The organism is Paraburkholderia phymatum (genome assembly GCF_038900715.1).
GTDB classification, from domain to species: domain Bacteria; phylum Pseudomonadota; class Gammaproteobacteria; order Burkholderiales; family Burkholderiaceae; genus Paraburkholderia; species Paraburkholderia phymatum_A.
Map to the genome: position 1 here is coordinate 44104 of NZ_JAYMRZ010000012.1, position 25986 is coordinate 70089.

A 25986-nucleotide genomic window follows, 5' to 3' on the forward strand; every position below is an offset into this window, starting at 1 on the left:
ATCAGCGGCGACTATTCTGTAAACCGTTGCCTTACAGTTTTGTTTGGCAGAACTCGCGCGCCAGAAGCAAGTTGAAAAGGACGTTGATCATGAAGTACTCGATCTCTCTATTTTTTGCAGTTGCAGTGGCCGTCTGTACACCCGTGTCGGCTTCTGCCCAAGGGAACGTTGGTGTCTATCATGGTCTCGGTGTTCCGGGGCCAGTGGCTACGCCTCCGCCGTCGGTCATCAACCAGCCCGCCTATAACGCTCCCGGCACCTACGGACCGCAGGGTACTTACCAGTCGGCGCCGCCGCCCATCATCTATCAGGCGCCACCCGTCTACGGCTATGGCCAGTGGCATGGCAATGGCTGGCACAGAGGCCACGAGCGTCACGGGCAGTGGGATAACGATTGACAACCGGAAGATCGATCACCCGTAGCGGCTCGCGTCGATGACGCGGCGGCGATCGAACGTTTTTCATGCACGCGCGTTGGTGACGGCCGCGCCTTCGACGAACGAGCCGCGCTAGCGTGCCGTTGCCAGATGCGCATTCACGTGCAGCGGTGGCACGTCGTCGTGATAAGGGGGTTTCGGGCAAAACGTCCCGATGACGTCCGCGCGAAACAACATGCAGAAGGTGCTGCCGCCATACTGGAAGAAGCCGAGTTCATCGCCCTTGGAGACATGCTGTCCCGGCCGTACCGTGACCTGGCACGAAGAAACCTCGGCCATGCCGACGAACACGCACGCCATCTCGCCTATCGAAGCGTCGTCGGCGTCGATCACGATGATGGCGCGCGCCGCTACCGCTGTCGTGTAGCCTTGCGAGTCGTTGAGGCCGCCCGGATCTTCGCCTTCCGCCTCTGCGTCCGAATAGTAAGTGCCGTCTACGTTGTACGCATTGACCACGCGCCCGGCAACGGGCGCATGCCAGCGGTGATAGTTGAATGCGCTGAGATAACCCTGATAGATCGAGCCGCCGACAAAGCGCCGCGCCAGTTCGCGCTCGCCTTCCGTGAGCATGTCGACCAATGAATACGGCTGCTCCTTGATCCAGAATTCGTCCGTTTCCTTGATGTCCGTGCGTATGTTGAAAGGCGATGCTTCGCATGCGCTCACGATGATCTTGTGATTATCCGGTTCGGCGATGGGGCGCACGCCCTCGCGAAAACGCCGGGTAAAAAAGTCGTTCCACGATGAAAAGCCCCAGTATGGCGCGCCCGGCGAGCAGACAAACTGCGAGAGCCCCATCTTCTGCTGCGCCCTCTCGCAGAACCAGCCATCCCGTTCGTCCGCGTTCAGATGCGAGCGCGAGTGCGGGCCCGTCAGGAAACTGCACCAGTACGTCAGCACGCGCCGAAGCTGCGCATTGAACGCGGGATCGCGAAAGGCCGCATAGCCGGAAGGCATGCACATGAGCCAGTCGAGCACCGCGTTGAGCGGCGTCATCACGGGCGCTGTCTCGCTGAAGGGCGGCACATACGTCGTGATGTAATCGATGATCGGGAACAGTTCGTCGGTCGAGCGATAGCCGAGTACATAGCCGGCCTCCAGCGCCTCGCCGATTGCGCGCGAGATGTTCATCCGCAGCACTGCATCGCCGTGAACCAGTTGCGCAAGGTCGCGCACGACGCTCGACAGCGGCGTCCGCGATGCGCGTTCGCGCGCTTTCGCTGCGAGGTCCTGGCGGAACGCCGCGGCGATCTGCTCTTTCTCCGGCATCCAGCCGCCGAGTCTGCGTCGCTCGATGAGTGCTCCCTTGTTGCCGCCATTCATGGGCAAATGCTCCTTGTGTCGATCGTTGCACGAAGTCGCGCAGCACGCGCACGGGTAGTGGCGAGCATCAAGCATGCCTAATTCAGGGAATATTGCGCCGGGCGCAAGGCTCTTCCTGTAGACAGGACCGCTATGTACTTTTCGCGGATGACGAGTGCGAGCCTATTGCTGAGCGACGATCGAGCCGCGCATGAATGGTATTGCCAGGTCCAGGCATCGTGACGGAGAAACTGTATATATCTTTTTTTAGCAGTCACCGGTTCTTTGTGGTCCGGCGCACATGCTTTCACGTGAATTCACGCAAACCGGATGAATTGCGGCGCCGGGAAACAAAAACGCGCGCTCCACCGCGCGCGATGACAAAAAAAATCGGCGGCCAACGCCTGGTCAACGCTGGCCGCCGTCATAGGCGGGTACGGAGGGCTCTCTCCGTCCGCCGCCACAGAGCAGCGAGGGTGCCGATCTGCTGATATCAGCGTACACACGATCGCGCATAAATCCAATATGGCGAAGCTGTACGTAATAGATGCCTATCGGACAACTTGATGATCCCGGCACTGCCGGCGCCATCCGGCTTCAGCGTCCGGACATCGACACATCACGGGTATTAAAACAATATGACGTTAATAACGTTCGATACCGCCGATAAACGCCGACGCTTCTTAAAGCACGTCGCGTAACCGGTAGTAGAGCGTGCCGAGCAGCACTGCCGGCGAGCGAAAGAAACGGCCGCCCGGAAAAGGCCCATGCCGAATCCGCGCAAAAACGTCGAAGCGACCCGCCTGCCCTGCGATCGCTTCGGCGACGAGCTTGCCTGCCATGCCGGAGAACACGAGTCCGTGGCCCGAAAAGCCTTGCATGAAATACACGTTGCTTCCGAGGCGTCCCAGATGCGGCGCGCGGTTCAACGTGACGTCGACGAACCCGCCCCACGCGTAATCGATCCGCAAATCATCCAGTTGCGGAAACACGCCGAGCATGCGCTGCCGCATCCGTTCGACGAGATCATGGGGCGTTTTTGCGTTGTACGTTTCGCGCCCGCCGAAAAGCAAACGGTCATCCGCGCTCACACGGAAATAGTTGAGCGCGAAGTTGTTGTCCGATACGGCCGCGCGCTGCCCAATAAGCGAATTCGCGCGCGAACTTTCCATTGGCTGCGTCGCGACCATATAGCTGCCGACGGGCATGATCCGCGACGAGATCTCGGGCGCGAGTCTATCGCCGAATTCGCCGAGATAGACATTGCCGGCGAGGACCACGAAGCGGCACGCGACCTGCCCCGTGCCTGCCTTGACGACGGCGGTGTCGCCTCGCTCGAGCCGGAACGCGGGCGAACGCTCGAAGATACGCACACCTGTCGTTCGGGCGGCGTCGGCGAGCGCGAGGCAATACTTCAACGGATGCAGATGTCCCGAGAACGGATCGAACGCGCCCGCGAAGAAACGATCGCTACTGATCCATCGGCTCATATCGCCGCGATCGATCCATTGCAACGGATAACGGTACGCTCGCTGCACATGCTCGGCATATTCCAGCAACTCGCGGCATTTGCGTTTGCGGATCGCGACGGTCATGTGGCCACGGCTGTAGTCGCATTTCATCCCGAAGCGCTCGATGCGTTCCTGCAACAGGGACAACCCTTCGACGGAAATGTCCCACGCGCGGCGCGCGTCTTCCGCGCTGGACTGCTTTTCGATCGCGCATTCGCCTTGCGCGCCGAACCCGACAATCGCCTGGCCGCCATTGCGCCCCGATGCGCCCCACCCCACACGAAACGCCTCCAGCAGCACGACCTGAAAGCCGCGCTGCGCCAATTCCAGCGCGCAGGACAAACCCGCATAGCCGCCGCCGACGACGCATGCATCGGCTGTCACTTCGCATTCGAGCGCATCGCACGCGGGTTGGCGCTCCACACTCGCTTCGTACCAGGACTTTTCGATGACGGCGGATTCTCTTTGCAGTAGCACAGCGGCCTCGTCAGTCAACGCGAGAGTTCAGGAACTGCCAAGGGTTCGAGGCGTCGACGTTCTCTTCGTGGAGAGCGGTCCGGTTGCGCGGCGGCATCCGTTGCCCGTATGAGCAGACGCCCGTCGAGGCGTGCGAGTGTCGATGCCTGTTTCATCTGCCGTCCTTCGATATCGCGTGCGTGCATTCACAAGCGAGCATCGCGCGTGCCGACGATGCAATCCATATCGCAAACCGCGCAAACCGGTCGTCATTCGGGTCGGCCGCGATCGATCAGGCAAAAAAATACCGCCATTGGAAGGCGGATCAGGCGCAGTTCCTCATGCGTGAAATCGAATAACAGCGCAAGCGCCGCGCATCGATGAGAACGTCGACGCCCCGAACGCGCGCGGCCCGTCAGGCCGCCTTCGCTTGAGGATTGCCAACCGGCGCGGCAGACTGCGTGTGCCTGCGGAGACAGGCGTGACATGAGCAACCGCCCTCGACCATAGCCGGAGCGCGGCAGCGCAATGGCAGCGCGCGATCCGGGGTGGCTCGAACGGCGCCGACGCCGCCGGGAGTGGGCGTCGTTCAGCTACAGCAAGCAATACCGTACTGGCGACGATGACGGCTTACTGACCCGACGCGTGCGTCCTCAGAAACGCCACATAGCCGTTCTGCGTCTTGAGGATCTTCTCGGCGCACTCGTCGTAGTCTTCGCCCTTTGCCTTATCCGGCCCGTACATTCCACGGCATTGCGCAAAGAGCGTGAGCGTCGCGCCATCGATTTTCGCGACGCGCGTCGCGGAGAACGCGGCCTTGCCCGAATCGTAGGGCACGTCGGTTTCGATTGCGACGGCATCCGCGCGTGTCACGGGCGTGTCGGAGTGCTGCTGGATATAGCGCTTGGTCTCGGCCCACGCCGCGTCGCACTGAGCCGGTGCGCAGTCGACCACCGCATTGCGCTGGGCATCGGTGAGGCTGGTTTCGTTATGGATGAACTCCTGGGCCTGCTTCTGCTGCTTTTCCGGGGACGAGCAACCAGCGAGTGCAAGCGCGACGAGTGCGAAGGCGGCGATCTTTTTCACGTGTCAGTCTTCTCAGTTCACATTCGAGCGCGATTATAGCCGGGCATCAAAAGTATACGCATAGTCCATGTGCCGCTCCCGATAACGGCCCCGTCTCCAGCACAACCGCGTGCACCGAGCGGCACAGCAATTGCTAGAAAGAACTAATTGAGCATACGGGAGCGACCTTGACCCGCCGGGACTTTATTGCAATAGGTACGTCATCGGGCGGGGTCGATGCGCTTCGCGCCGTAGTGTCCATGCTTCCGCACGACCTGCGGGCGGCCATCGCGATCGTGCTGCACGTAGGCACCCACGGCAGCATCCTCCCCGCGCTTTTGAACATGGCCGGACCGCTGCACGCCGTCCATGCCGCGGACGGCGAAACATACGTGTGCGGCAGAATCTACGTGGCGCCGCCCGATCAGCACCTGATTGTCGAAGGCAGCCGGTTGCGGCTCGTACATGGCGCGAAGGAAAATTTTGCACGGCCCGCCATCGACCCGCTCTTTCGCAGCGCTGCCGCCGAGATGGGCCCGCGTGTGATCGGCGTGATCCTGACGGGCCTGCTGGACGACGGCGCGGCCGGCCTCGAAGCGATTCAGACGTGCGGCGGCGCGACGATTGTCCAGGACCCCGCAGACGCGTTCGCGAGAGGCATGCCGTTGCATGCTTCGCCCTTCGCGGACGACATCCTGCCTCTCGCCGGCCTTCCGCGCCGGCTGATCGAACTCATCGACGGCAGACGCGACGCGCGCACCACGGACGAGGCCGCGCCGCGCGACGCCCTCGAACGCGACGCGACCGCACCTCGCGTGCGGGACACCGACAGGACGCCCGCCGGCGCGCGGGGCCGCAGGGCAACGAGATCGCGATGAGGCGCGCGTAGCGGGTATTCCCGAGGGTATTCCGGGGCTTCGGAGCATTTCGCGAGCATTCCGGCCGACTTCGGTGATACGGCGCCCAAAGGCATAAAAGAACGATCCAAACGCGGACGACCCCAACGCGGCGCAGAATGACGGCAGGACTTTTGCAGTCTATGTTCCAGAGGGATAATAGTAGTTTGCGTAGATGCAATGCGGGAGAGGTCCGCATTGCCGCCCGGACCGGGTCTCGGGCGCACTATCATTCTTCGAACAGGACACGCAGCCATGCCTAAGAGACGGGCACAGACCATACCGAGCCAGGCAAACTATCCGATCGTCGGTATCGGCGCGTCGGCGGGTGGATTGGGTGCACTGCTGGAATTCTTCGAAGCGTTGCCGGCGCATACCTCGATGGCGTTCGTGGTGGTCGTCCATCTCGCGCCCGATCACGAAAGCAACCTGGGATCGCTGCTCCAGAAGGCGACCGACATGCCCGTGGCGGAGGTGACGAGCGCGACGCCCATTCAGCCCGATCACGTGTATCTGATCGCGCCTTCGCTCGAACTGACCATGGTCGACGACTTCCTGCGCGTCGCGCCCAACCGGCCGCAGGATGGACGCAGGGCCGCCATCGATCTGTTTTTCCGCACGCTCGCGGAAGCCCATCGCGAACGCGCGATCGGCATCGTGATGTCCGGCGCGGGTTCCGATGGTTCCGTCGGGCTGTCGAGAGTCAAGGAAATGGGCGGCATCACGCTCGCGCAAGACCCGTCGGAAGCCGAATACGACAGCATGCCGCGAAGCGCGATCGCCACGGGCATGGTCGATTTCGTGCTGACAGGCGCCGAGATGCCGCAACGGCTGATGGATCTGTGGTCGACGGCGCGGGAAATTCATCTACCTGTCGTCGAAAGCGAAGAGCGCGTAAGCGATCCGTCGAATGAGACGGCCGAGCGCGCATTGCGCGAAATCATGATCATCCTGCGCACGCGCACCGCGCACGATTTCCGCCATTACAAGCGGGCGACGGTGTTGCGCCGGATCGAACGCCGGCTGCAGGTCAACGGCATCGTCGATCTGCAGGCGTATCGCGACCATCTGCATCTGCATCCCGAAGAAACGCAGGCGCTGTTGCAGGACATGCTGATCAGCGTCACGAACTTCTTCCGCGACAAGGAGGCGTTCGACGTGCTGGAGCGCGAAGTGCTGCCGCCGCTTTTCGAAGGACGCGGCGAGCAGGATCGCATTCGCGTGTGGTCGGTCGGCTGCGCGACGGGCGAAGAAGCGTATTCGCTCGCGATGCTGTTGCAGGAGCGCTCGCTGAAGTCCTCGGAGGGCATCTCGTTCCAGGTGTTCGCAACCGACATCGACGAGCGCGCGATTTCCTTCGCGCGCGCCGGTCTCTATCCCGACTCGATTCTCGCCGACGTGACGCCCGCCCGCGTGCGCCAGTTCTTTTCGAAGGACGCCGCGCATTATCGTGTGAAGAAGGAATTGCGCGAGCACATGCTGTTCGCGCATCACAACGTGCTGAGCGATCCGCCCTTCTCCCGGCTCGATCTGATCTGCTGCCGCAATCTGCTGATCTATCTGGATCGCGAGGCGCAAATGGAAATCCTCAGGATGTTCCACTTCGCGCTGCGTCCGGGCGGCGTGCTCTTTCTCGGCAGCTCTGAGTCCGCCGACAGCGTCAGCTCGATGTTCAGCGTCGTCGACAAGCGCAACCGCATCTACCGCGCGAACATGGCCGTGCGCGGCGACACGCCCGTGCCCGTCGCGATCTCCGGGACGATGAGCACGCGCCCTGTCGTCGCCACGGTGCAGCCGCCGGGACGCCGCCGCTTTTCGTTCGGCGACCTGCATCAGCGGCTCGTCGAGCAATATGCGCCGCCTAGCGTGCTCGTCAGCCGCGACTCGGAGATCGTGCATCTGTCCGATCGCGCGGGCCGCTTCTTGCAGTATTCGGGCGGCGAGCCGTCGCACAACATCGTCGCCGTCGTGCGTCCCGAACTGCGGCTCGAGCTGCGCACCGCGATCTATCAGGCCCTGCACACGAATCGAAGCGTCGAAGCGCGGCGCGTGCGGATCGAGCGCGACGGGCGTTCGTATTTCGTCAACATGACGGCGCGCCCCGTGCACGATGCGGAAGCGAATGCGGACTTCGTGCTGGTGCTGTTCGATGAAGTCGAGGACAGCATGGGCGGCGCGGAGACGTCGTCGGCCGATGCGCAGAAGGACCCGATCATCACCCAGCTCGAACGCGAATTGCAGCGCACGAAAGAACAGCTTCAATCGACCATCGAGCAATCGGAAACATCGACGGAAGAACTGAAGGCCTCGAACGAAGAGTTGCAGGCGATCAACGAAGAGTTGCGTTCGGCGACGGAAGAACTCGAAACCAGCAAGGAAGAACTGCAGTCGATCAACGAAGAGCTGACGACGGTGAACGCCGAGCTGAAATCGAAGGTCGAGGAAACCGGCAAGATCAACGACGACTTGCAGAACCTGATCGCGGCAAACGATATCGGCACGATCTTCGTCGACCGCAATATCTGCATCAAGCGCTATACGCCGCGCGCGACGGACGTGTTCAGCATCATTCCTTCGGATATCGGCCGCTCGCTGCTCGACATCACGCACCGGCTCGAATACGACAAGCTCGCCGACGATGCGGCCGAAGCATTCGACTCGCTGCGCCTCATCGAGCGCGAGCTGAAGAGCAACGACGGCCGCTGGTATCTCGCGCGCTTCGTGCCGTATCGCACGACGGAGGACCGCATCGACGGCGCGGTGCTGTCGTTCATCGACATCACGGGCCGCCGTCAGGCGGAAGACCGGCTGCGCGAAGGCGAACGCCGGATGCGCATCGTGGCCGACGGCACGAAGGACTACGCGATCATCACGTTCGACGACGACGGCATCATCACCAGCTGGAACGCGGGCGCGGAACGGATCTTCGGCTACACGGAAGCGGAAATGATCGGCCAGTCCGCCGACGTTCTTTCGACCGAGGAAGACCGCGCCGGCAACGTTGCCCAGCGGGAGTTCGAGGAGGCGCGCTTGCATGGCCGCACCAATGAGGAACGTTGGCACACGCGCAAGGACGGCTCGCGCTTCTTTGCGAGCGGCGTGCTGTCGCGCCTGGACGAGCCCGGCGTGAGCGGGTTTGCGAAGATCGCCCGCGATCTCGGCGAGGCCGTCGACACGAAGACGGCAGGCCGCGGCGCGCAGATCCAGACGGTTCGCGACGCCAGCGAGCGAGACGCGCAACGGCGGCGCGATGAATTTCTCGCGGTCGTCTCGCACGAACTCAAGCATCCCCTCAACCTGATCTCGGCGAGCGCGGAACTGATTGCGCGCGCACCGGAAACGCGGCAAAGCCTCAATCTCTCGCGCGCGACCGATACGATCCGGCGCACGGTGATAGGCCAGGCGCAGATCATCGACGATCTGCTCGACATTTCGCGCGTGCGCACGGGCAAGCTGTCCGTGGTACGCACGGCCGTCGACATGCGCGAGATCGTGCAGCGCGTGAGCAATGCCGTGCAGGACGATGCGAAACACCGCGGCCTCGCGCTCAATGTCTCGATGACGGAGACGCCCGTCATCATTCACGCGGATCTCACGCGCATCGAACAGATCGTCTGGAACCTGATCAGCAATGCGTTGAAGTTCACTAGTCGCGGTTCGGTGAATGTGTCGCTGGAGGTCAACGAACATACGGAGGCCGTGCTTCGCGTGTCCGATACGGGCAGCGGCATCGAGCCTGCGCTGCTGCCGCATATCTTCGACATGTTCCAGCAGAGCCGCGACCCCACCACGCGCCGCGCCGGGCTCGGCATCGGGCTCGCGCTCGTCAGGGACCTCGTGAACCTGCACGGCGGCTCCGTGCGAGCGGAATCGGAGGGCGTCGGCAAAGGCGCGACGTTCACGGTCACGCTTCCGACACACGGATCGCTCGCGCACGTGAACGCGGACAGCGGCGGCGCGCTCCAGTCGCTGCAAGGCCTGCAGATCCTGATGGTCGACGACGACGCAGCAACGGTTGAAACGTTCAAGCTTCTTCTGGAAAGCGAGGGCGCCGTCGTCCGGACGGCCACGAGCGGCGAAGAGGCATTGACGATGCTCGACGGCCACGTGCCCGACGTCGTGCTGTCCGACATCGGCATGCCGGGCATGAGCGGACTCGAATTCGTCGGCAAGCTGCGAGAGGAGCCGTCGATGAAATCCGTGATCTGCATTGCGCTCAGCGGCTTTGGCGAGGAGGACGATGTTAGCGAGGCAGAAAATGCGGGCTTCGATGCTCACATGAAGAAGCCGGTGATGCTGGAAGATCTGCTCACTGTTTTCTCGCGTCTGCGCAAATAGAGCGTGCGTCAGCACGACCGACGCGAGTGCCGTGAGCTTTGAAGAAACACCGGGCGATGGAAGCGAAGCGGGAAATCATGGACAGTTTCGACAATCTCGGCAACAACGCGAAGGCTCAGTTCGACGAAGCGGTCAGGCGACTGGAGGCAGCGGATGCGCGCGTCCGGGCGCTTTCCGCCAATCCGCTCGCAGACGAATCGACGAAGCAGACCGCGCTGCACGCCTATGAGGAAGCGCGGCTGTTGTGGCTGAGCTGCGAAGCGGTGTTGCGTAGCGCCGCAATCGTCGAGAGCCCGGCGCAGTACGCGGGCAAGAGCATTGCGATCGTTCACGCCAACGCGCACGTCGGCGAGTCCATTGCGCTGCTGTTGCGCCTGCGAGGATTCAAGACAACCGTGCTGCCGACGGAGCGCCTCTCGGATGCGGCCTCGCATGGACCTGCTACGGCCGTTCTCGTCGACGTGGAAAGAAAGCTCGACAAGGCCAGCGTGCTGGCGATCGGCAAACTCAGAACGGCCCCGTCGATCCGCATCATCGCGATGGTGCCGGAAGGGCTTGAGCATAACGAGTACATCGGCTTCGATACCGTCCTCGTCAAGCCGGCTTCGATCGATACGATCGTTCAGGCCATCCTGTTCGAGACCTGACAGCGGCACGCATCGCCCTTCCACGCTTCCCCGGAGACGACACTTGCGACAAACGTACTTCTATATCAACGGCGCGAGCGACAGCCACACTCCGGAACGCGAGCTGATCCAGATCGACAAGGCCGGCTATACCGTCGCACTCAATCGCGTCGCCGTCGACGACGTGCCGCAGTACTTTCCCGCCGCAGACCGGCCACAACTAAATGTTCTGCTTAGACGCATCGCTCGCGATGACTTGCTCGTGGTGCTGAAGCTCTCCGCGCTCGGATGCAGTGCACGAGATGTACTCGCGACACTGACGCGATGCCGCGGCGCGAAGGTATCCGTGCGATGCGTCGAGCTCGGCAGCGTGGATCTGACGGGCCAGCCCGAACCGCAAGCCGTCAGAACGCTGCGCGCCATCGTGCAGATGGAGATCGCGACGAGAAGCCAGCGAAGCAGGAAAGGCCTCCAATCCGCACAGGAAAGCGGACGGCATACCGGCCGCCCCGCGTCGCTCTCGCGCACCGACAGGGCGCGCGTCATGCGCTCGCTCGACAAGGGGTTGTCCGTCAGCGAGGTCGCGCGCAAGTTCGGCACCTCGCGTCAAACCATCATGCGTATACGCGACGCGTCTTCCGCGCAGGCGGCTACGCAGCGCTGAACTACTGCTGGACTACCGCTCGTTCAGCTTCGCCGCCGCCATCGCGATGCGTTGACGCACGACACTGATGGCCTGCTTGAGTGCATAGACATCGTGCAGATAACGTGTCGGCACGCGTATCTGGCTTGCCTGCGCGTCGATGTTCTCGATTTCCTGACGCCATTGCGCAACGAGATCATTCGACGGCTGCGCAGTTTTCCATATTTCGTCTTCCAACGATTTGAGCGCGCGATACCAGACGATAAAGCGGTTCTTTATCCGCGTCTCGACCATTCGCGGCAATGCCTGTACGACGCCGATGAGCACCGCCATGAATGGCAAAAGAATCAGCAGCCGTCTTTCGATAAAGCTCGCGAGCCAGAACGGAAGATAGCGCTGAAGAAAGGGACGCCCCGATTTGAAATAGCGCTCGCTTTCGCTGGAAAGCGGAAACTCGTCGGTATTCAGATTTGGAAACGCGCCGAGCGGCGTGAAATAGTCTTCGCCCGAGTGAACGGTCTTCGCGGCATCCAGCAGCAGATAAACGAGTGCCGGATGCAACGTGTCTTTAGCGACGAGCAGCGCCGTCGCGGCCAGCAATGTGACATCGCTTTGCGGGCGGTCATTCACGATGCTGGTCGAACCGCGCGGGAACGTCACCTTCGAAAGCGACGGGAACTTCTGCACCAGTGCGTCCGCCTGGGCAAAACTCATTAGTTTCAGGTCGCTGTTCAGCAGCGTTTGCTGCATCGACGCATCTGGTCTGCCGATAAAGAATGCGGCATCGAGACAGCCGTCTTCGAGACAGCGATACGCTTTCTCCGCATCGGTTTCGACCAGTTGCGTATTGTCGCGATCGATCCCGCTATAGCCGAGCAACACGAGCGACACATGCAGGAGCCCGCTGCCGGGCACGCCGATGCCGATCCGCTTGCCGCGCAGTTGCACGAGTCGGTTGACGACGGCGTCGCCGCGATAGAACACCCAGATCGGTTCATACGAAACTGCCGCGATCGTCTGCAAGCCGTCCGTTTCCTGCGGCGTGGTGGTGCCCGATTGAATAAAGCCCACCTGGTACTCGCTATGGGGATCTCTCAGCCGCTGATAGTTTTCGACGGAGCCTGAAGAACTGCGTATATCGAGCGTGACGCCGTCGCGTTTGAGGATTGGCGCATACCGGTCGGCAAAGCCGCGATAAATGCCTTTGTCCGCGCCTGTCGTGATGACGATTCGCGTCTGAAATGCCGGCTCGATGATCGTAAACAGCACCCAGCCCAGCGCGGTCAGCACGGCGATCGCGCCAAGGATCAGAAGACGCCGGCGCCGCGGCGTGACGGGCGTCTTCTGGCTACGATAGAGCGCTGGGTTGTCCCTTCGCATCGTCCCTGTCGGGTTTCAGTACTTTTCGGGAACGTATCGAAGTGGCCGGTTCGATTCCCGATAACCTTCGGACTTTTGCCGCTTCGGCAATTTCACTTTCTCGCGCGGCATCGTCTTGTACGGAATGCTGTTCAGCAGATGCGTGATCAGGTTCAGGCGCGCGCGTTTCTTGTCGTCCGATCGCACGACGTGCCAGGGTGCCTGCTCGGTATCGGTGGCGTCGAACATGTCGTCCCGCGCGCGAGAATAGTCATACCAGCGGCTATACGAGCGCAAGTCCATCGGCGTGAGTTTCCATGTCTTGCGCTCGTCGGTGATACGCGCCTGGAGCCGGCGCGTCTGCTCCTCCTCGCTGACTTCCAGCCAGTACTTCAGAAGAATGATGCCCGAGCCGATGATTGCGTTCTCGATGAGCGGCACCGCCTTGAAGAAGTGCTCGACCTGCTCTTCCGTGCAAAAGCCCATTACACGCTCTACGCCTGCGCGGTTGTACCAGCTCCGGTCGAAAAGAACGATTTCGCCGGCAGCCGGCAAATGCGGAAGGTAGCGCTGGATATACATCTGCGTCTTCTCGCGGTCGGTCGGCGCGGGCAGCGCGATGACCCGAAAAACACGCGGACTCACGCGCTCGGTGATCGCCTTGATCGTTCCGCCCTTGCCTGCACTGTCGCGCCCTTCGAAGATCACGCACACTTTCGCGCCCGTTTGCACGACCCACTCCTGAAGCTTGACCAGTTCGACGTGAAGCAACGCGAGTTCTTTTTCGTATTGGTTGTTCTTCAGGCGCCCGTGCGCTGTCAGTGCTTCCAGTGCTTTTTCCGCGTGCTTGCCATTCGCGCCGTTCCTGTCATTCCTGGTCTTGTCATTCCTCATCTCAGCCATCGTTGATCTCCCGTGACTGCCACGCAAAATGGTTGCTGACTGGTTGTTGACGAAGGCGCCGCAATCGCCGTCGAAGCCGTTTGCACGGCCGTCCGCGATGCAGACGCGATGCCGCCCGCAGGAGCGGCCCTACGCGATGCCGTGCGCCCGGAACGTCTTCAGGTCTCGTCGCGCGCCGGTACGACCTGCACCACCAGCGTGCGGCTTTTCCAGAACATGTTGTGTACGCGCGGCTGCAGACTTTGCAGCACGTGTGATGCTATGTCGTTGAAACCGAGCACGACAGCAGGATGTTCGCCCGTTCCTTCGACGCGCTGAATCGTATCGAAAGGCGGAAACCCGTAGTGGCAAAGAAAGGTCTTGATTTCCTCATCCGTCGTGCTGTCTTCGACATTGCCTACCCATAGTTCAGCCATAGCGACTTTCTCCTTTTGGACAGTCGGCTCAACACCTCGACCATGCGCCGCACGACCCGACACACACTCAATATATTCATTGTGCACTCGCGTGTGGCAAATACCTGCCCGAAAACGCATTGCGTCCGCTCAGAAAGATGAATCGATGCTGCGAAATGCGAAATGGCGACAGCGATAAAATCGAAAATTGCAACGCGCTATTTTTCAAGGCGCGGAAGCTGGCTTATCTTTCTCTTGCTTCTGAGGCTCAGCCTGCTGTTGCCCGGCTTGCTTCCTTGCTTCGCGCGCCTTTTGCTCAGCCTTGCGCTGCGCGTCCTGCATCTGTTTCGTTGCGGCCGGTTGAGCGACGGCGACGGGCGCCGCAGCAAACAAGACGGCAAACGAAACGGTGCCACTTGCCGCGACTGCCCGTACAACCAGATCGAATCGGTTCATGGTCTTCTCCGCTGCCTGCTTTTGAATTGAATCTTATAGGGCGCGCATCGTCGCGTCGATATTCAATCCACCCGGCGGCAAATCCGAGCGGCTAAAGCGGACCAGTGCAAAGGCCCGCGTCTCCGGCCTCGGACCGGGAATACGCGCAAAGTGAAATTCGATTTCGCGCGCGCCTTGCACGTTTGCCTTCTGGATCACGTTCATCATGTCGATGCGAATGTGCCGCGTCTTGACGTAGACGTGCTCCGATGGCTTGCTCAGCACTTCGCACACGCCCTTCAAGTCGAGCTCGATGGTTTGCGTCGGCACTCTGAGCGCCGCAAGGCTGTCCGCGTTCTCCGCGATCTGCGCCTGCACGCGGCTGAGTTCGTCCGGCGTTGCGCCGTCGCCGCCGACGACGGCCCGAATACCCGTGCCCTGCCGATGCAGCAAAGCGACGCGCTCCTGCATCAGCTCGCGCCCCCGAGCGAGGCGTTCCGCACGATCGGTCGCGAGTTGGGAAAGCCCTTCCAGCGCCATCTGGTCGATCAGCCGCCGCACCAGTTCCTCACGCAACTCGGGTTCCGTGCGCCCGCATATCCTCACGCGATGATCGCTGAACGACAACGTGGTTTGCACGACGTCATGGCGCAACGTGTCGCCCTCCATCGCGACGCCGAGCACATGACGCTCGTTCAAGGCCATCCCGAGCGTTCCGTGAACATCCACTGCATCGGGGTTCTGCTCGAAAAAGGTGCGCACCGCTTCGGAGCGGCCAAACGCGCGCGCGATGTCTTCCGGCGTCGCAAAGAACGCGCGCAGACAGGGATTGCTGGACCACGCAGCGGCATTGGCATCGAGCGTCGCGGGCAGCGAGGCGATCAGCTCGTCTACGTACTGGAGCGTTGCTGCGACAGGCCGTTTCAGGCGACGCCGGTAATGGCTCGCCAGTTTCAGCCGTGGATGAATGGCGAGAATGCGCTCGACCGCTTCATCGATACGCGCGGCGTCGGCCACTGAAACGTGGACTCGCTCGCGATTGAACAGCCAGCGCAATAGACCCATTGCCGAATTCTCCGAAGGCCAGGCATCATCAAACATAGTCTACGGCGCGTGGGAATGCGCAGCGGGCGATCACGGTCAACGGTGTCGTGCATTTCCGCTCGTAAGGTAAAGCGCGGCTTTCAGCATTTAAGCATCGGCAATCTGCCTGAACGCATCGAACCGCGTAAAAGGCGGCGCAAGTTCTTCGACTTCCATTTTGTCGACGAGCGCCGCGGGCATGCCGTCGATCATCCAGTCGCACATCTCGCGCACCTGCTCCGGCGCGCCCTGGAGCAGCGCTTCGACGGAGCCGTCCATCCGGTTGCGCACCCAGCCCGCGACACCGAGCAGGGCCGCCTGTCGCACGCACGCCGCCCTGTAGCCCACGCCCTGAACCGTGCCCGTTACTCTCACGAGCAGCGTCGCTACTTCGCCATCGAAATCGCCCGCCATCCCCGCTCTCCACCGACAAGATCTGCCGCGACCATATCGAACACTCTATGTGTGGATCGTATGTCACGCCGTGGCGTTAGCAATAGGCCGATTCAATTTTCGTCGCGAGCGAATACGTATCACATGGCCTTTGCCTCTTCTGCGCTCACACAACTACAGGCAACAGATGCATCGCTGACGGAACGCGCGGCGAGGCTCGGCCACAATTCCGATGCGGCGTTCAGCCGGGCGTTCAAGCGCATCGTCGGCATTGCGCCTGATGCAGTGCGGCGCAACGCCGACCACGTTCAATCGAAATCGAACATATCGAACAGCGACTTCTTCTTGCGGCGCGCATCGTAATGCTTGCGATGGTCGTCGTGCGCGTCATGACGCCGGCCCCACTCCTGTTCATGCCGCGCATCGCGGTCGCTGTAGCGCGCATGACGCTCACGCTCTGCATCCGCGCGCTGCGGCTCCGGCGCGTCCTGCATCTGGCCGATCAGCTTGTCGAGTTCGCCGCGGTCTAGCCATACGCCGCGGCACGTCGGGCAATAATCGATTTCGATGTTCTGCCGCTCGGTCATCAGCAGATCGGGGGTCTTGCAAACGGGGCATTTCATTGCATCGCTCCTTTTCATTTCGCCAGTTCGGCATTTCGGTGATTCGGTTGTGTCGCGTGTGCAGCCGCTTCGTGCTCGCGGCTTATCCTCCTGAGGCGCGCCAGCATGTTCATGCCTTCGACGAAGCCGGCAAACGCCATCGCCGCGTAGATGTAGCCCTTCGGCACGTGCGAACCGAAGCCTTCCGCGATCAGCGTCATCGCGATCACCAGCAGGAACGCGAGCGCCAGCGTGACGATGGTCGGATTGCCTTCGATGAACTTCGACAACGGAGCCGCCGCAAACAACATCGCCGTGACAGCCACAATCACCGCGATGAACATGATGGGCAGATGGTCCGTCATCCCGACGGCCGTGATGATGCTGTCGACGGAGAACACGAGGTCGAGCAGCAGGATCTGGCCGATTGCAGCCGTCGCCGTCAGTCCGCCGACACGCACGGCCGCGTTCGACACATCGGCATCGTGGCTCACGTGATGGTGCATTTCACGCGTCGCCTTCCACACGAGGAACAGACCGCCCGCGAGCAGAATCAGGTCGCGCCACGAGAACGCATGGTCGAACACGGAAAACACCGGCTCCGTCAGGCGCGCAATCCACGCGACGGTGCCTAGCAGGCAGAGACGCATCACGAGCGCGAGCATGATGCCGATGCGCTGTGTCCGTGCACGCTGCGCTTCGGGCAGCTTGTTGCTGAGAATGGAAATGAAGATCAGGTTGTCGATGCCGAGCACGACTTCCATCACGATGAGTGTCACGAGTGCCGCCCATGCAGCGGGATCGGCGACGAGAGTCAACAGGGAGTCCATTTGCGCGCGTTGTTGTCCGGGTTTGAGTGAATGCGGCTGATTGCTGGTTCACAGCCTGTAAAGCAAATGATCCGTCATTCGTCACATCGAAAAAACCAGTGATAATCTGATGATGTGTTCGTATTTTTCGAAATCGACGAGGTCTCCGACATGCTCAACTACCGGCATTTGCACTACTTCTGGGTCGTCGTGAAGGAAGGCGGATTTGCGCGCGCCGCCGAACGGCTCGACATGGCCGTGCAGACCATCAGCGCGCAGGTGCGCGAACTGGAGAAATCGCTCGGTCATCAGTTGCTGAAACCGGCGGGGCGCGGCGTCGCGATGACGGAGGCCGGCCAGGCAGCGTTTGCGCGCGCGGAAGAAATCTTTCATCTCGGCAGCACGCTGCACGACGAAGTGCGCGAGGCCGCAAGCGGCGCGGTCGCGCGCTTCGCGGTCGGCCTGACGGACGGCATCTCGAAGCTGGCCGCCCATGCGATTCTCGCGCCCGCGCTGCATACGCCGTCGCTGCGGCTGGTGTGTCATGAAGGAGAATCGGAGCAACTGCTGGCCGAACTCGCGCATCACCATCTGGATCTCGTGCTGTCCAGTCAGGCGGCGCCACATAACGCGAACTTGCGGCTGTCGAGCGAACGCCTGATCGCATCGCCGATCGACTGGTATGGACCGGCCGCCACCGTGCGCAAGAGTGCCATCGATCACTTCCCGCAATGTCTCGCGAGCCTGCCCGTCCTGCTGCCGACGGGACATTCTTCGCTGCGCTCGCGGCTCGACCGCTGGTTCGAGGCGGAAGGCATACGGCCGCGCATCGCGGGCGAGTTCGAAGACAGCGCGTTGATGGCGCTATTCGCGTCGCGAGGGCTCGGCGTGTTTCCGCTCGCGGCATTCGGCGCCGAGCGCAACGATCCGATTCATCGCAGCTTGCGCTGGCTAGGCCGGTCGCCTGATGTGAAAGAGGAAATACATGCGATCGTGTCGCGGCGCGGACGGCATCATCCGTTGACGCAAAAGGTACTCGCTTCCGCTTTGGGCTAACTGTACTGGCCGTAACGCAGACTTCGATTTTTCCGAACTTGCTGTTCCGCTATTTCTGCTTTTTCCGGACACGTCGACACCCGTACTCTTGAGCCGTACCCACGAAGGAGGTGTCACATGCAAATCCTGTTCAAGTCCCGCGACCGTGAAGCCGTTCGTATGCGCAGCTTCGCGCGTCAGCGTATCCGGTTCGTGTTCCGACGTCTGGACTGGCTGATTTCGAAGGCAACCGTCAGTCTTTCGGACATCAACGGCCCGCGCGGCGGGCTCGACAAGCGCTGCCAGGTGCAGGTGCAGACACCCGATGCGACGCCTGTCGTCGTGACGTCGATTGCGAGAGACTGGCGTGGCGCGCTCGATCTGGCGCTCGCTCGCGCGGCGCGTTCCATCGTGCGCAGACAGCAGACACGCGTTGCCGTGCGACGCTTCAGTCAGCGCGAGCCTGCATGGGCCGCTCAGCCGGATTCGGTTTAAGCATGAATGCAGTTGATGGCCACGTGGACGACGGCACCGCCAGCGCGGTGTCGCCCGCTACGCATTCATCGCGCGATCGAGCAGCCTCAAGCCGTCGACTCCGCTTCTCGCGAGTCCGACGCCCAGATGCGACGCAATGCCGAAATCGCGCGGATTGATGCGAATGACGCGCGGCCCGTGCTGCTCGCTGAAAAGACGCACGGTCGGTATCGCCTTGCCCGCGCCGACTTCGATCACGACGAGCCGCTCGACCGTCGACAGCCACGCGCGCAAGCGCGCCTCCTGCTGCTCGGTGCGCAGCGCGATCCAGTCGTAATCGCCGAACATCAGGATATTGGGCCGCGCCACCGCACCGCATGCCGGGCAGCGCGGCAGATCGCTCGTCAATTCGCAGGTCGTTTCATCGACGATGGGGCGCACGTCATCGGCGGTCCATAGCCGGTCGTTACAGACTTCCGAGCATTGCAGAATGTGAATCGAACCATGGCACTCGGCTATCGTCGCATCGTCGAAGCCCGCCTTCTGGAACTGTCCATCGACGTTGCTCGTGAACGCCCATAGTCCGCGCGGCATGGAGTCGGCCCAGCGGCGCATAATGTCGAAGCCCTCGTGTGGAATCGTGCGCCGGTACAGATCGAGACGATGCCCATAAAATCCCCAGCAAAGGCGCGGATGCAACGCCATCACGCGCGGATTCGCCATGTCCCGAAAGGTGAGGCGGTGCTGTTTCAATGCGGGATAGGCGCGCCAGAATCCATCGGCGCCGCGATAATCGGGCAAGCCTGAATCGACGCCCATGCCGGCGCCTGCCGTCACGAGCATCCCATCGGATTCGCGCAGCCACGACGCGGCGCGCCTGATACGTTCGTTTTCGTCCATCGCGCTACTCTAGCAATTCGCACACGAAGCGTCTTGTACGCCGCGCGTCGCGTCATGGACAATAGCGACGCGAGCCGGCACACGGTTCGCGAGGCCATCGTTCAGGCAGCATGGCCACCTTATCGAGGAGACAAACCGATGTCCGCATCCGCCGCTGTGTTCGCCATTCTTGTCGCGCTGTTACTGGGCGCGATGATTCCAGGGCCGAGTTTCGTTCTTGTCGCGCGAAATTCGATCAGCCTGTCTCGCAGCGACGGACTCTCGACTGCGCTCGGCATGGGCGCCGGCGGGATTTTCTTTGGCGGTATTGCGCTCGCCGGACTCTATACGTTACTGGTTGCCGTCGAATGGCTTTATATCGCGCTCAAAGTTGCGGGCGGGTTGTATCTGATCTATATCGCGTCGAAGATCTGGCGCGGCGCGGCTCAGCCCATCGCAATGGATAGCGCCGACGCGACGCATGGCCGGAGCGCGAAGAAATCGTTCTGGATCGGCTTGACGACGCAGCTCAGCAATCCGAAAACGGCGATCTGGTACGGCAGTATCTTTGCGGCACTGCTGCCGCAGCATCCGCCTGTGTGGTGCTATTTCGTGCTGCCGCCGCTCGTTTTTGCAGTGGAGGCCGGCTGGTACACGGTCGTCGCACTGTGCTTTTCGAGCCGCCACCCGCGCGAAGTCTATTTGCGCGCAAAGAAGTGGATCGACCGGATTGCCGCCGGTGCGATTGCGGCGCTCGGGCTACGGCTGATTTTCGCGGCAAGGACGGCGGGAATCTGACCGCAGAGACATAACGGCCGCGCCTCCCGGCGACAGAAGGCTGATGAACAAAAGGGGGAGTACGGCTCGTACTCCCCCTTTTTATTCGGAATGCCCAGCGGCCAATGCTTAGCGGCGATAGGCTTCGGCCAGCACGGCGCAATGCTGCAGATGCAGCTCGACAGCGCGGATCGCGAGTTCGCGCAGACGCGAGAGCCAATTCGTGGACGAGGCGGCGGCGGTCGTAGCTTGTTGCATGGCGGACTCCTTATACGAGTAACCGAGGGTAACACCCTAGGTAATAACCCTAGTATATCCGCACGCATGACGCGGCGCAACAAAATATTCGCCAGCGGGCGACGCGACCTTACAACGTGCCTTCGTCATCTGCGATACGCGTTTATCGACTCAAGGTTCAATTGCCTTCGGGTGAAACCGAATGCGTCCACAACCAGCCGTTGCGCACCGCTGAAGCCACACCAATCAGATAGATCGGATACCTCAATATATTCACGCAAGTGTCGCATCTTGGGACAGCACCCGTTTCGTGACAGCAGTATTTCATTTCCGCCGATACGTTCATTTCGCTCGCGCAAAGAAGTCATGCCGGATTTCACAATGATCCGTCGTTTAACGAAGCGAATTGAAAGCATCGAGTACTGTTGCGTTTGAACCAACGGTCTATTGGAAAAATTAACGTGATCGTGCAAGTGCTTTTGCTCTAAGATTCGCCGTGCTCCAACAACGCCTATCGCTCAAAGGAAAAGTATGGACATCAAGTCGATCCGGCAGTCTGCTTTTGCGATGCCCGTCCACAATCCCGCCTACCCTCGCCCGCCATTCCGATTTCTCAATCGCGAGTACTTCATCATTTCGTATGAAACGGACATGGATGCGCTGCGCGCCGTTGTGCCCGAACCTCTCAAGCCGGAAAACGCGCTGGTCCATTATGAATTCATCCGCATGCCGGATTCGTCGGGCTTCGGCGACTACACGGAAAGCGGTCAGGTGATTTCCGTGCGCGACATGGAAGGACGTCTTGGGAACTACACGCACTCGATGTACCTCGACGACGAAGGCCCGATTGCCGGCGGCCGTGAAATCTGGGGTTTTCCGAAGAAGCTCGCGCGCCCGAAGCTGAGCGTCGACGGCAATGACACGCTGCTCGGCACGCTCGACTACGGCACGCAACGCATTGCGACGGGCACGATGGGCTACAAGCACCGTGTGCTCGACATCGAAGCGGAGCGCGTCAAGCTCGCCGATACGCCGAACTATCTGCTCAAGGTGATTCCGCATGTCGACGGCAGCGCGCGCATTTGCGAGCTCGTGCGCTTCTATCTGCGCGACGTGACGGTGCTCGGCGCATGGAGTGGCCCCGCCGCGCTCGAACTGCATCCGCATGCGCTTGCGCCCATCGCGGAACTGCCTGTCAAGCGCGTGATCGGCGCGCGTCACGTGATTGCGAATCTCACGCTCGATATCGGCGAAGTGGCGTTCGACTATCTCGCGCCCGCGCAAACCACTGCGCAGACCGCGAAGAAGTCGAATGACGATGCACTTGAACTCGCTCTCTAAACCACTCACAGGGAAAAGAACATGTCATTGCAAAACAAGGTCGCGCTCGTTACGGGCGCAGCAAGCGGCATCGGCGAACAATGCGCGCGCAAAATGGCGAGCCTCGGCGCTGCCGTCGTCATTGCCGATCTGAACCTCGAGGCCGCGCAGAAAGTCGCGGCAAGTATCGTCGCTGCGGGCGGCAAGGCACTCGCCGTTGCAATGGATGTGACGAACGAAGAAGCCGTGAATGCGGGCGTCGACAGCGCGGTGAAGCAACTCGGCGGTATTGACGTGCTCGTGTCGAATGCGGGCATTCAGATCGTGGCGCCCATCGAGGACTATGCGTTCGCCGACTGGAAGAAGATGCTCGCGATTCATCTGGATGGCGCGTTCCTGACTACCAAAGCGGCCATCCGGCACATGTACGACAGCAAGCGCGGCGGCTCGATCGTGTATATGGGCTCGGTCCACTCGCATGAAGCGTCGAAGCTGAAGTCAGCCTATGTCACGGCCAAGCACGGCCTGCTGGGTCTCGCTCGCGTCGTCGCGAAGGAAGGCGGTCCGCGTGGCGTGCGCGCGAACGTCGTGTGCCCCGGCTTCGTCCGCACGCCGCTCGTCGAGAAACAGATTCCCGAGCAGGCAAAGGAACTCGGTATTACCGAGGAAGAAGTCGTGAAGAACGTGATGCTGAAGGAAACGGTGGATGGCGAATTCACCACGGTCGACGACGTCGCCAATACCGTTGCGTTCCTCGCGGGTTTCGAATCGGCGGCACTGACGGGACAGTCGGTGATCGTCAGTCACGGCTGGTCGATGCAGTAAGGAGCATGCATGCGCAGTGACACAAAAAAAATCAGCGCGCGGCCAGATGCCTTGGTGTTGCCGCGCTACGACGAGATCGCACTCGTGCTGCAAGGCGGCGGAGCACTCGGCTCGTATCAGGCGGGTGTCGTCGAAGGACTGGCCGAGGCGAATGTCGAGCCGGACTGGATCGCGGGCGTGTCGATTGGCGCGCTCAATACGGCGATCATCGCGGGCAATGCGCCAGAAAAACGCGTGGAAGCGTTACGCGGATTCTGGAATGCGATCTGCCATCCGCTCGACTGGATCGGCAGCGTCAGTGCGTGGACGCTGCCCGGTTTGGGCTTGCAAGACCTGTCGCGCAAGTGGGCCAGCATGTGGGCAGCGGGCCGCGCGCTGGCGGAAGGTCAGCCGGGCTTTTTCGCGCCGCGCTTTCCATTGCCCGTTGCCGGACTCGCGAAGCTGGACCCGAGCCGCGTCAGCTACTACGACACGGCCGCGCTCAAGGCGACGTTGCAGCAGTACGCCGATTTCGATCGCATCAACGACGGCAAGATTCGAGTGTCCGTGGGCGCCGTGAATGTGCGCACGGGCAATCTCACGTACTTCGACAACGCGAAAATGCGTCTCGCGCCGGAGCACTTCATGGCGTCGGGCGCATTGCCGCCGGGCTTTCCCGCTGTCGAAATCGACGGCGAATTCTACTGGGACGGCGGACTCGTTTCGAATACGCCGCTCACGGAAGTTCTCCGCGATTCGGATCACAAGGACACGCTGGTCTTTCAGGTCGATTTGTGGAGTGCGAAAGGCAATGCGCCGGGCGATTTTCTCGACATATCGGAGAGAGCAAAAGACATTCAGTACTCGAGCCGGACTCGCGCGATCACCAACATGCTCGCGGAACGGCAGAAGCACGCGCGCTTTATCAAGGAACTGCTCGAGCATGTGCCTACGTCGGTGCTGAAAGCGGACCCGCTATTCCGGCTTGCCGAAGCGGCCGCGGATGGTAGCGCGATCAACGTCGTGCATCTGATCTACAAGAACAAGCCATACGAAGGCCACTACAAGGATTACGAGTTCAGCATGGATACGATGCTCGAGCACTGGCAAAGCGGCCTCGACGACATTCGCGATTCGTTCTCGCATCGCGAATGGTTCGATGTGCCGAGCCGTGAACAGGGCTTCGCCACACACGACGTGCACCGCCCCGTCGGATCGGTGCCGCAGTCCGACAAGAGCACCGTCGAAACATTGCCGGGCAAGAGCCGCAAGGAAGCAGCCTGAGTACTTTTCGATTCAATTCGCTCTAGATGAAACACGGCTCTGCAATACGCATGTTGCAGAGCCGTATTTTTATCGAGCCGCGCAAATGCTCGCAAGGCTGCGCAAAATTTACATGCCGCCTGGAAAACCTAGCGCAGTCGCTTTCGCGCGCAAATCCGCAAAGCGGCCACCCGGCGGATTGACGGCCGTCGACGATGCCGCGCTCGACGGAAGCTGCTGGCTGCGATCGACGCCGCCGAGCCCAGGTATGATGCCCGCCACCGAGCATTCCACGCCGAAGGTTCCCTGCGTTACCGCAATGGCGGGTGCATCGGTTCGCGCAGCATCGCTGAAATCCAGCGCGTAGGCCATGTTGAAAGTGGCGGGATCGGTTGCGCGCACGCCCAACGGGTCAATGCCGAAGCGCCACGCGAGCAGTTGATGGATCGAGCTGGGATCGAACGGATAGCGCGACACCATGTTCGCGCGTGTACGCGGCCCGAGCATCATGCACGGCACACGAAAGCCCAGGCGGCCGTCGTTGCCCACACCCTGTTCAGCCGTCGACACGGGCCTGACGGGCGGCACTGCATGCTCCATGAAACCGCCCCATTCGTCGTAGACGAGGATCATCAGCGTGGTGCTCCACTTCGGCCCAGTGCGCAACGCGTCGTAGATCTGTCCGAGCAGGACCTGGCCGTTGCGCACGTCCGCATGCGGGTGATCGTCATTGGACGTGCCCTGCGCCTCTCCCGCGAAACTCGGATCGACCATGCAGAACGACGGCAAATTGCCCGACGCTGCATCCGAAAGAAAATTCGCGAAGAGCTTCGAGCGGCCGACATAGCGCGAGCCGTACAACGAGGTGAACGGCACGTCGTGGAAGTAGTAGCTCGATGAGACGTTCTTCGCGTCGAGCCGGTCCCAGATGGTCGGCAGCGAACAGGTATCGGTGCTGTCGTCGAGACGGTCGGTTTCGCCGCTGTGAAGATAGAGACGGTTCGGAAAAGTGGCCGACAAAACGCCCGTCATGTAGTAATCGCAAACCGTGTACTGCGTGACGGCGCCGCGATAAAAGTCGAGATCGGCTGCGCCGAAATAGCCGATCGGCAACAGATCGCCGCGCAAAAGGCTCGTGCCGGGCGTCAGCAGGAAGCCGTTCATCGCGCCATTGGCCAGTTGCGTGCGGGCGGCGCTGTACTGATGGTTCGGATCGGAAAACGAGCAGGCCTGGAATCCGTATGCCGCGCTCGACGTCAATGCGAACGACGACTGAGTCTGTCCGAATGCGTCGGGGAACTGGCGGTTCTGCTGATGCTCCGCATTCGGAACCCAGCCGAGCATGTGATCGAATGAGCGGTTTTCCATCGTGACGAGCACGATGTGATCGACGCCTGACGTGGCCGGGTCGGGCAACGCGGGCCTCGGCAGATTGGCGCGATCGGGCGGAATGCCGCTCGTCGCCCCCGCACTGCCCGACGATCCGCCTCCCCCGCCGCCACAAGCCGACAACGCGACGGTGCCCGCGAGCGCAGCCAGTATCTTGCGGCGCGTGGGATCGGGTGCATTCGAAGACTGATGATCGCTCATGTCGTTCTCCGTTGTTGTAAGGGCTGTTGGGGGTGCCGTTGAGGTCGCTGTCGACGGATCGAGCGGACGGACAAGCGTCGTCAGCACTTGGCGTTCCCGGACGTCGCCGATCGGCACGCGATCCGTGTCAGTGGATTCCCTGGTCCTTTCCCGATGCGGCATGCGCTTTTCGTGCGGCGCGGAACACGGGAAGGCCGTGCGCGAGGACATGCTCATCGATACAGCTTCAAGACTGTATTTTCACTTTACAGTCCAAAGCCTGTATATTGCCAATACAGTCTTTGACCTGTATCCTGACCGACAGGCAGCAACGCATGCGCATCCTCGCCTGCCCGCCTTCAACTGTCTCCTTTC

General features: G+C 61.4%; 25 protein-coding genes. 11 read left to right on the forward strand and 14 right to left on the reverse strand.

Translation table 11 applies throughout. From position 1 onward, the window contains the following. Positions 1–203: 203 nt before the first annotated feature. Complete coding sequence (locus VSR68_RS21850; RefSeq protein ID WP_342941828.1) at positions 204–398, forward strand: hypothetical protein; 195 nt, start codon at positions 204–206, stop codon at positions 396–398. Between the two features lie 111 nt (positions 399–509). Here VSR68_RS21850 and VSR68_RS21855 read toward each other — a convergent pair whose 3' ends face one another. The 3 genes from VSR68_RS21855 to VSR68_RS21865 form a co-directional block, all read right to left on the reverse strand. Further along, entirely contained in the window at positions 510–1760 is a 1251-nt protein-coding gene (locus VSR68_RS21855) for a phosphatidylserine decarboxylase family protein (protein ID WP_342941829.1), read from the reverse strand. A gap of 662 nt (positions 1761–2422) precedes the next feature. Then, positions 2423–3727, reverse strand: a complete 1305-nt coding sequence (locus tag VSR68_RS21860; protein ID WP_342941830.1) for an FAD-binding oxidoreductase — start codon at positions 3725–3727, stop codon at positions 2423–2425. Positions 3728–4336: 609 nt separating this feature from the next. After that, on the reverse strand, positions 4337–4792 hold the full coding sequence (locus VSR68_RS21865) for a hypothetical protein (RefSeq protein ID WP_342941831.1): 456 nt from the start codon (positions 4790–4792) through the stop codon (positions 4337–4339). 239 nt (positions 4793–5031) lie between these two features. Here VSR68_RS21865 and VSR68_RS21870 point away from each other — a divergent pair, with 239 nt between their 5' ends. The 4 genes from VSR68_RS21870 to VSR68_RS21885 all read left to right on the forward strand — a co-directional run bounded on the left by VSR68_RS21870 (position 5032) and on the right by VSR68_RS21885 (position 11295). Further along, the gene (locus VSR68_RS21870; protein WP_428983552.1) at positions 5032–5649 is read left to right on the forward strand and encodes a chemotaxis protein CheB; all 618 of its coding nucleotides are present in this window, start codon (positions 5032–5034) and stop codon (positions 5647–5649) included. Between the two features lie 273 nt (positions 5650–5922). Next, a complete protein-coding gene (locus tag VSR68_RS21875) occupies positions 5923–10005 on the forward strand; it encodes a CheR family methyltransferase (RefSeq protein WP_342941833.1) in 4083 nt (1360 codons plus the stop codon). A 77-nt stretch (positions 10006–10082) separates the two neighbouring features. Then, positions 10083–10652, forward strand: coding sequence for a hypothetical protein (locus VSR68_RS21880; RefSeq protein WP_342941834.1), 570 nt, complete (start codon positions 10083–10085; stop codon positions 10650–10652). Between the two features lie 43 nt (positions 10653–10695). After that, entirely contained in the window at positions 10696–11295 is a 600-nt protein-coding gene (locus tag VSR68_RS21885; RefSeq protein ID WP_342941835.1) for a recombinase family protein, read from the forward strand. Positions 11296–11307: 12 nt separating this feature from the next. On the opposite strand, the gene VSR68_RS21890 is transcribed toward VSR68_RS21885, so the two are convergent. The 8 genes from VSR68_RS21890 to VSR68_RS21925 all read right to left on the reverse strand — a co-directional run bounded on the left by VSR68_RS21890 (position 11308) and on the right by VSR68_RS21925 (position 17274). Next, a complete protein-coding gene (locus VSR68_RS21890; protein ID WP_342941836.1) occupies positions 11308–12654 on the reverse strand; it encodes a TAXI family TRAP transporter solute-binding subunit in 1347 nt (448 codons plus the stop codon). Between the two features lie 15 nt (positions 12655–12669). Next, positions 12670–13536, reverse strand: coding sequence for a polyphosphate kinase 2 (gene ppk2 / locus VSR68_RS21895; RefSeq protein WP_342941837.1), 867 nt, complete (start codon positions 13534–13536; stop codon positions 12670–12672). Between the two features lie 158 nt (positions 13537–13694). Continuing rightward, positions 13695–13952, reverse strand: a complete 258-nt coding sequence (locus tag VSR68_RS21900) for an RNA-binding protein (protein WP_342941838.1) — start codon at positions 13950–13952, stop codon at positions 13695–13697. 204 nt (positions 13953–14156) lie between these two features. Beyond that, on the reverse strand, positions 14157–14387 hold the full coding sequence (locus VSR68_RS21905) for a hypothetical protein (RefSeq protein WP_342941839.1): 231 nt from the start codon (positions 14385–14387) through the stop codon (positions 14157–14159). Between the two features lie 33 nt (positions 14388–14420). Continuing rightward, entirely contained in the window at positions 14421–15431 is a 1011-nt protein-coding gene (locus VSR68_RS21910; RefSeq protein WP_342941840.1) for a hypothetical protein, read from the reverse strand. A 126-nt stretch (positions 15432–15557) separates the two neighbouring features. After that, positions 15558–15863, reverse strand: coding sequence for an acylphosphatase (locus VSR68_RS21915; protein WP_342941841.1), 306 nt, complete (start codon positions 15861–15863; stop codon positions 15558–15560). Between the two features lie 287 nt (positions 15864–16150). Further along, on the reverse strand, positions 16151–16465 hold the full coding sequence (locus VSR68_RS21920) for a zf-TFIIB domain-containing protein (protein ID WP_342941842.1): 315 nt from the start codon (positions 16463–16465) through the stop codon (positions 16151–16153). 14 nt (positions 16466–16479) lie between these two features. Beyond that, positions 16480–17274, reverse strand: a complete 795-nt coding sequence (locus tag VSR68_RS21925) for a TerC family protein (protein WP_342941843.1) — start codon at positions 17272–17274, stop codon at positions 16480–16482. A gap of 150 nt (positions 17275–17424) precedes the next feature. On the opposite strand from VSR68_RS21925, the gene VSR68_RS21930 reads away from it, so the two are divergent. Together VSR68_RS21930 and VSR68_RS21935 are read left to right on the forward strand one after the other, a co-directional pair. Continuing rightward, positions 17425–18309 (forward strand): LysR family transcriptional regulator, encoded by an 885-nt coding sequence (locus VSR68_RS21930; protein ID WP_342942015.1) that lies wholly within the window; start codon positions 17425–17427, stop codon positions 18307–18309. Positions 18310–18426: 117 nt separating this feature from the next. Next, complete coding sequence (locus VSR68_RS21935; protein ID WP_342941844.1) at positions 18427–18783, forward strand: HPF/RaiA family ribosome-associated protein; 357 nt, start codon at positions 18427–18429, stop codon at positions 18781–18783. A gap of 57 nt (positions 18784–18840) precedes the next feature. Here the strand turns inward: VSR68_RS21935 and VSR68_RS21940 are convergent, their stop codons facing one another. Next, on the reverse strand, positions 18841–19662 hold the full coding sequence (locus VSR68_RS21940; protein WP_342941845.1) for an SIR2 family NAD-dependent protein deacylase: 822 nt from the start codon (positions 19660–19662) through the stop codon (positions 18841–18843). A gap of 138 nt (positions 19663–19800) precedes the next feature. On the opposite strand from VSR68_RS21940, the gene VSR68_RS21945 reads away from it, so the two are divergent. Then, positions 19801–20439 carry a LysE family translocator gene (locus VSR68_RS21945; RefSeq protein ID WP_342941846.1) on the forward strand — a complete coding sequence of 213 codons (639 nt, stop codon included), beginning with the start codon at positions 19801–19803 and terminating at the stop codon, positions 20437–20439. Positions 20440–20547: 108 nt separating this feature from the next. Here the strand turns inward: VSR68_RS21945 and VSR68_RS21950 are convergent, their stop codons facing one another. Then, a complete protein-coding gene (locus VSR68_RS21950; protein WP_281248513.1) occupies positions 20548–20676 on the reverse strand; it encodes a hypothetical protein in 129 nt (42 codons plus the stop codon). 510 nt (positions 20677–21186) lie between these two features. On the opposite strand from VSR68_RS21950, the gene VSR68_RS21955 reads away from it, so the two are divergent. Genes VSR68_RS21955 through VSR68_RS21965 form a run of 3 tightly spaced genes read left to right on the forward strand, consistent with a single transcriptional unit; the run spans position 21187 to position 24063 of the window. Beyond that, positions 21187–21996: an acetoacetate decarboxylase gene (locus tag VSR68_RS21955; protein WP_342941847.1), complete on the forward strand. Its 810-nt coding sequence runs from the start codon at positions 21187–21189 to the stop codon at positions 21994–21996. A gap of 21 nt (positions 21997–22017) precedes the next feature. Continuing rightward, entirely contained in the window at positions 22018–22800 is a 783-nt protein-coding gene (locus VSR68_RS21960) for a 3-hydroxybutyrate dehydrogenase (protein WP_342941848.1), read from the forward strand. Positions 22801–22809: 9 nt separating this feature from the next. After that, the gene (locus VSR68_RS21965; protein ID WP_342941849.1) at positions 22810–24063 is read left to right on the forward strand and encodes a patatin-like phospholipase family protein; all 1254 of its coding nucleotides are present in this window, start codon (positions 22810–22812) and stop codon (positions 24061–24063) included. Positions 24064–24171: 108 nt separating this feature from the next. Here VSR68_RS21965 and VSR68_RS21970 read toward each other — a convergent pair whose 3' ends face one another. Then, positions 24172–25632 carry an alkaline phosphatase family protein gene (locus VSR68_RS21970; RefSeq protein ID WP_342941850.1) on the reverse strand — a complete coding sequence of 487 codons (1461 nt, stop codon included), beginning with the start codon at positions 25630–25632 and terminating at the stop codon, positions 24172–24174. Between the last annotated feature and the right edge of the window lie 354 nt (positions 25633–25986).

Coding starts and splice junctions, on each gene's coding strand:
- VSR68_RS21935 (WP_342941844.1), top strand. CDS start 18,427: ATGCAAATCCTGTTCAAGTCCCGCGACCGTGAAGCCGTTCGTATGCGC.
- VSR68_RS21955 (WP_342941847.1), top strand. CDS start 21,187: ATGGACATCAAGTCGATCCGGCAGTCTGCTTTTGCGATGCCCGTCCAC.
- VSR68_RS21910 (WP_342941840.1), bottom strand. CDS start 15,431: ATGGGTCTATTGCGCTGGCTGTTCAATCGCGAGCGAGTCCACGTTTCA.
- VSR68_RS21890 (WP_342941836.1), bottom strand. CDS start 12,654: ATGCGAAGGGACAACCCAGCGCTCTATCGTAGCCAGAAGACGCCCGTC.
- VSR68_RS21945 (WP_342941846.1), top strand. CDS start 19,801: ATGTCCGCATCCGCCGCTGTGTTCGCCATTCTTGTCGCGCTGTTACTG.
- VSR68_RS21900 (WP_342941838.1), bottom strand. CDS start 13,952: ATGGCTGAACTATGGGTAGGCAATGTCGAAGACAGCACGACGGATGAG.
- VSR68_RS21915 (WP_342941841.1), bottom strand. CDS start 15,863: ATGGCGGGCGATTTCGATGGCGAAGTAGCGACGCTGCTCGTGAGAGTA.
- VSR68_RS21930 (WP_342942015.1), top strand. CDS start 17,425: ATGCTCAACTACCGGCATTTGCACTACTTCTGGGTCGTCGTGAAGGAA.
- VSR68_RS21950 (WP_281248513.1), bottom strand. CDS start 20,676: ATGCAACAAGCTACGACCGCCGCCGCCTCGTCCACGAATTGGCTCTCG.
- VSR68_RS21970 (WP_342941850.1), bottom strand. CDS start 25,632: ATGAGCGATCATCAGTCTTCGAATGCACCCGATCCCACGCGCCGCAAG.
- VSR68_RS21905 (WP_342941839.1), bottom strand. CDS start 14,387: ATGAACCGATTCGATCTGGTTGTACGGGCAGTCGCGGCAAGTGGCACC.
- VSR68_RS21925 (WP_342941843.1), bottom strand. CDS start 17,274: ATGGACTCCCTGTTGACTCTCGTCGCCGATCCCGCTGCATGGGCGGCA.
- VSR68_RS21855 (WP_342941829.1), bottom strand. CDS start 1,760: ATGAATGGCGGCAACAAGGGAGCACTCATCGAGCGACGCAGACTCGGC.
- VSR68_RS21875 (WP_342941833.1), top strand. CDS start 5,923: ATGCCTAAGAGACGGGCACAGACCATACCGAGCCAGGCAAACTATCCG.
- VSR68_RS21960 (WP_342941848.1), top strand. CDS start 22,018: ATGTCATTGCAAAACAAGGTCGCGCTCGTTACGGGCGCAGCAAGCGGC.
- VSR68_RS21880 (WP_342941834.1), top strand. CDS start 10,083: ATGGACAGTTTCGACAATCTCGGCAACAACGCGAAGGCTCAGTTCGAC.
- VSR68_RS21940 (WP_342941845.1), bottom strand. CDS start 19,662: ATGGACGAAAACGAACGTATCAGGCGCGCCGCGTCGTGGCTGCGCGAA.
- VSR68_RS21870 (WP_428983552.1), top strand. CDS start 5,032: ATGCTTCCGCACGACCTGCGGGCGGCCATCGCGATCGTGCTGCACGTA.
- ppk2 (WP_342941837.1), bottom strand. CDS start 13,536: ATGGCTGAGATGAGGAATGACAAGACCAGGAATGACAGGAACGGCGCG.
- VSR68_RS21920 (WP_342941842.1), bottom strand. CDS start 16,465: ATGAAATGCCCCGTTTGCAAGACCCCCGATCTGCTGATGACCGAGCGG.
- VSR68_RS21965 (WP_342941849.1), top strand. CDS start 22,810: ATGCGCAGTGACACAAAAAAAATCAGCGCGCGGCCAGATGCCTTGGTG.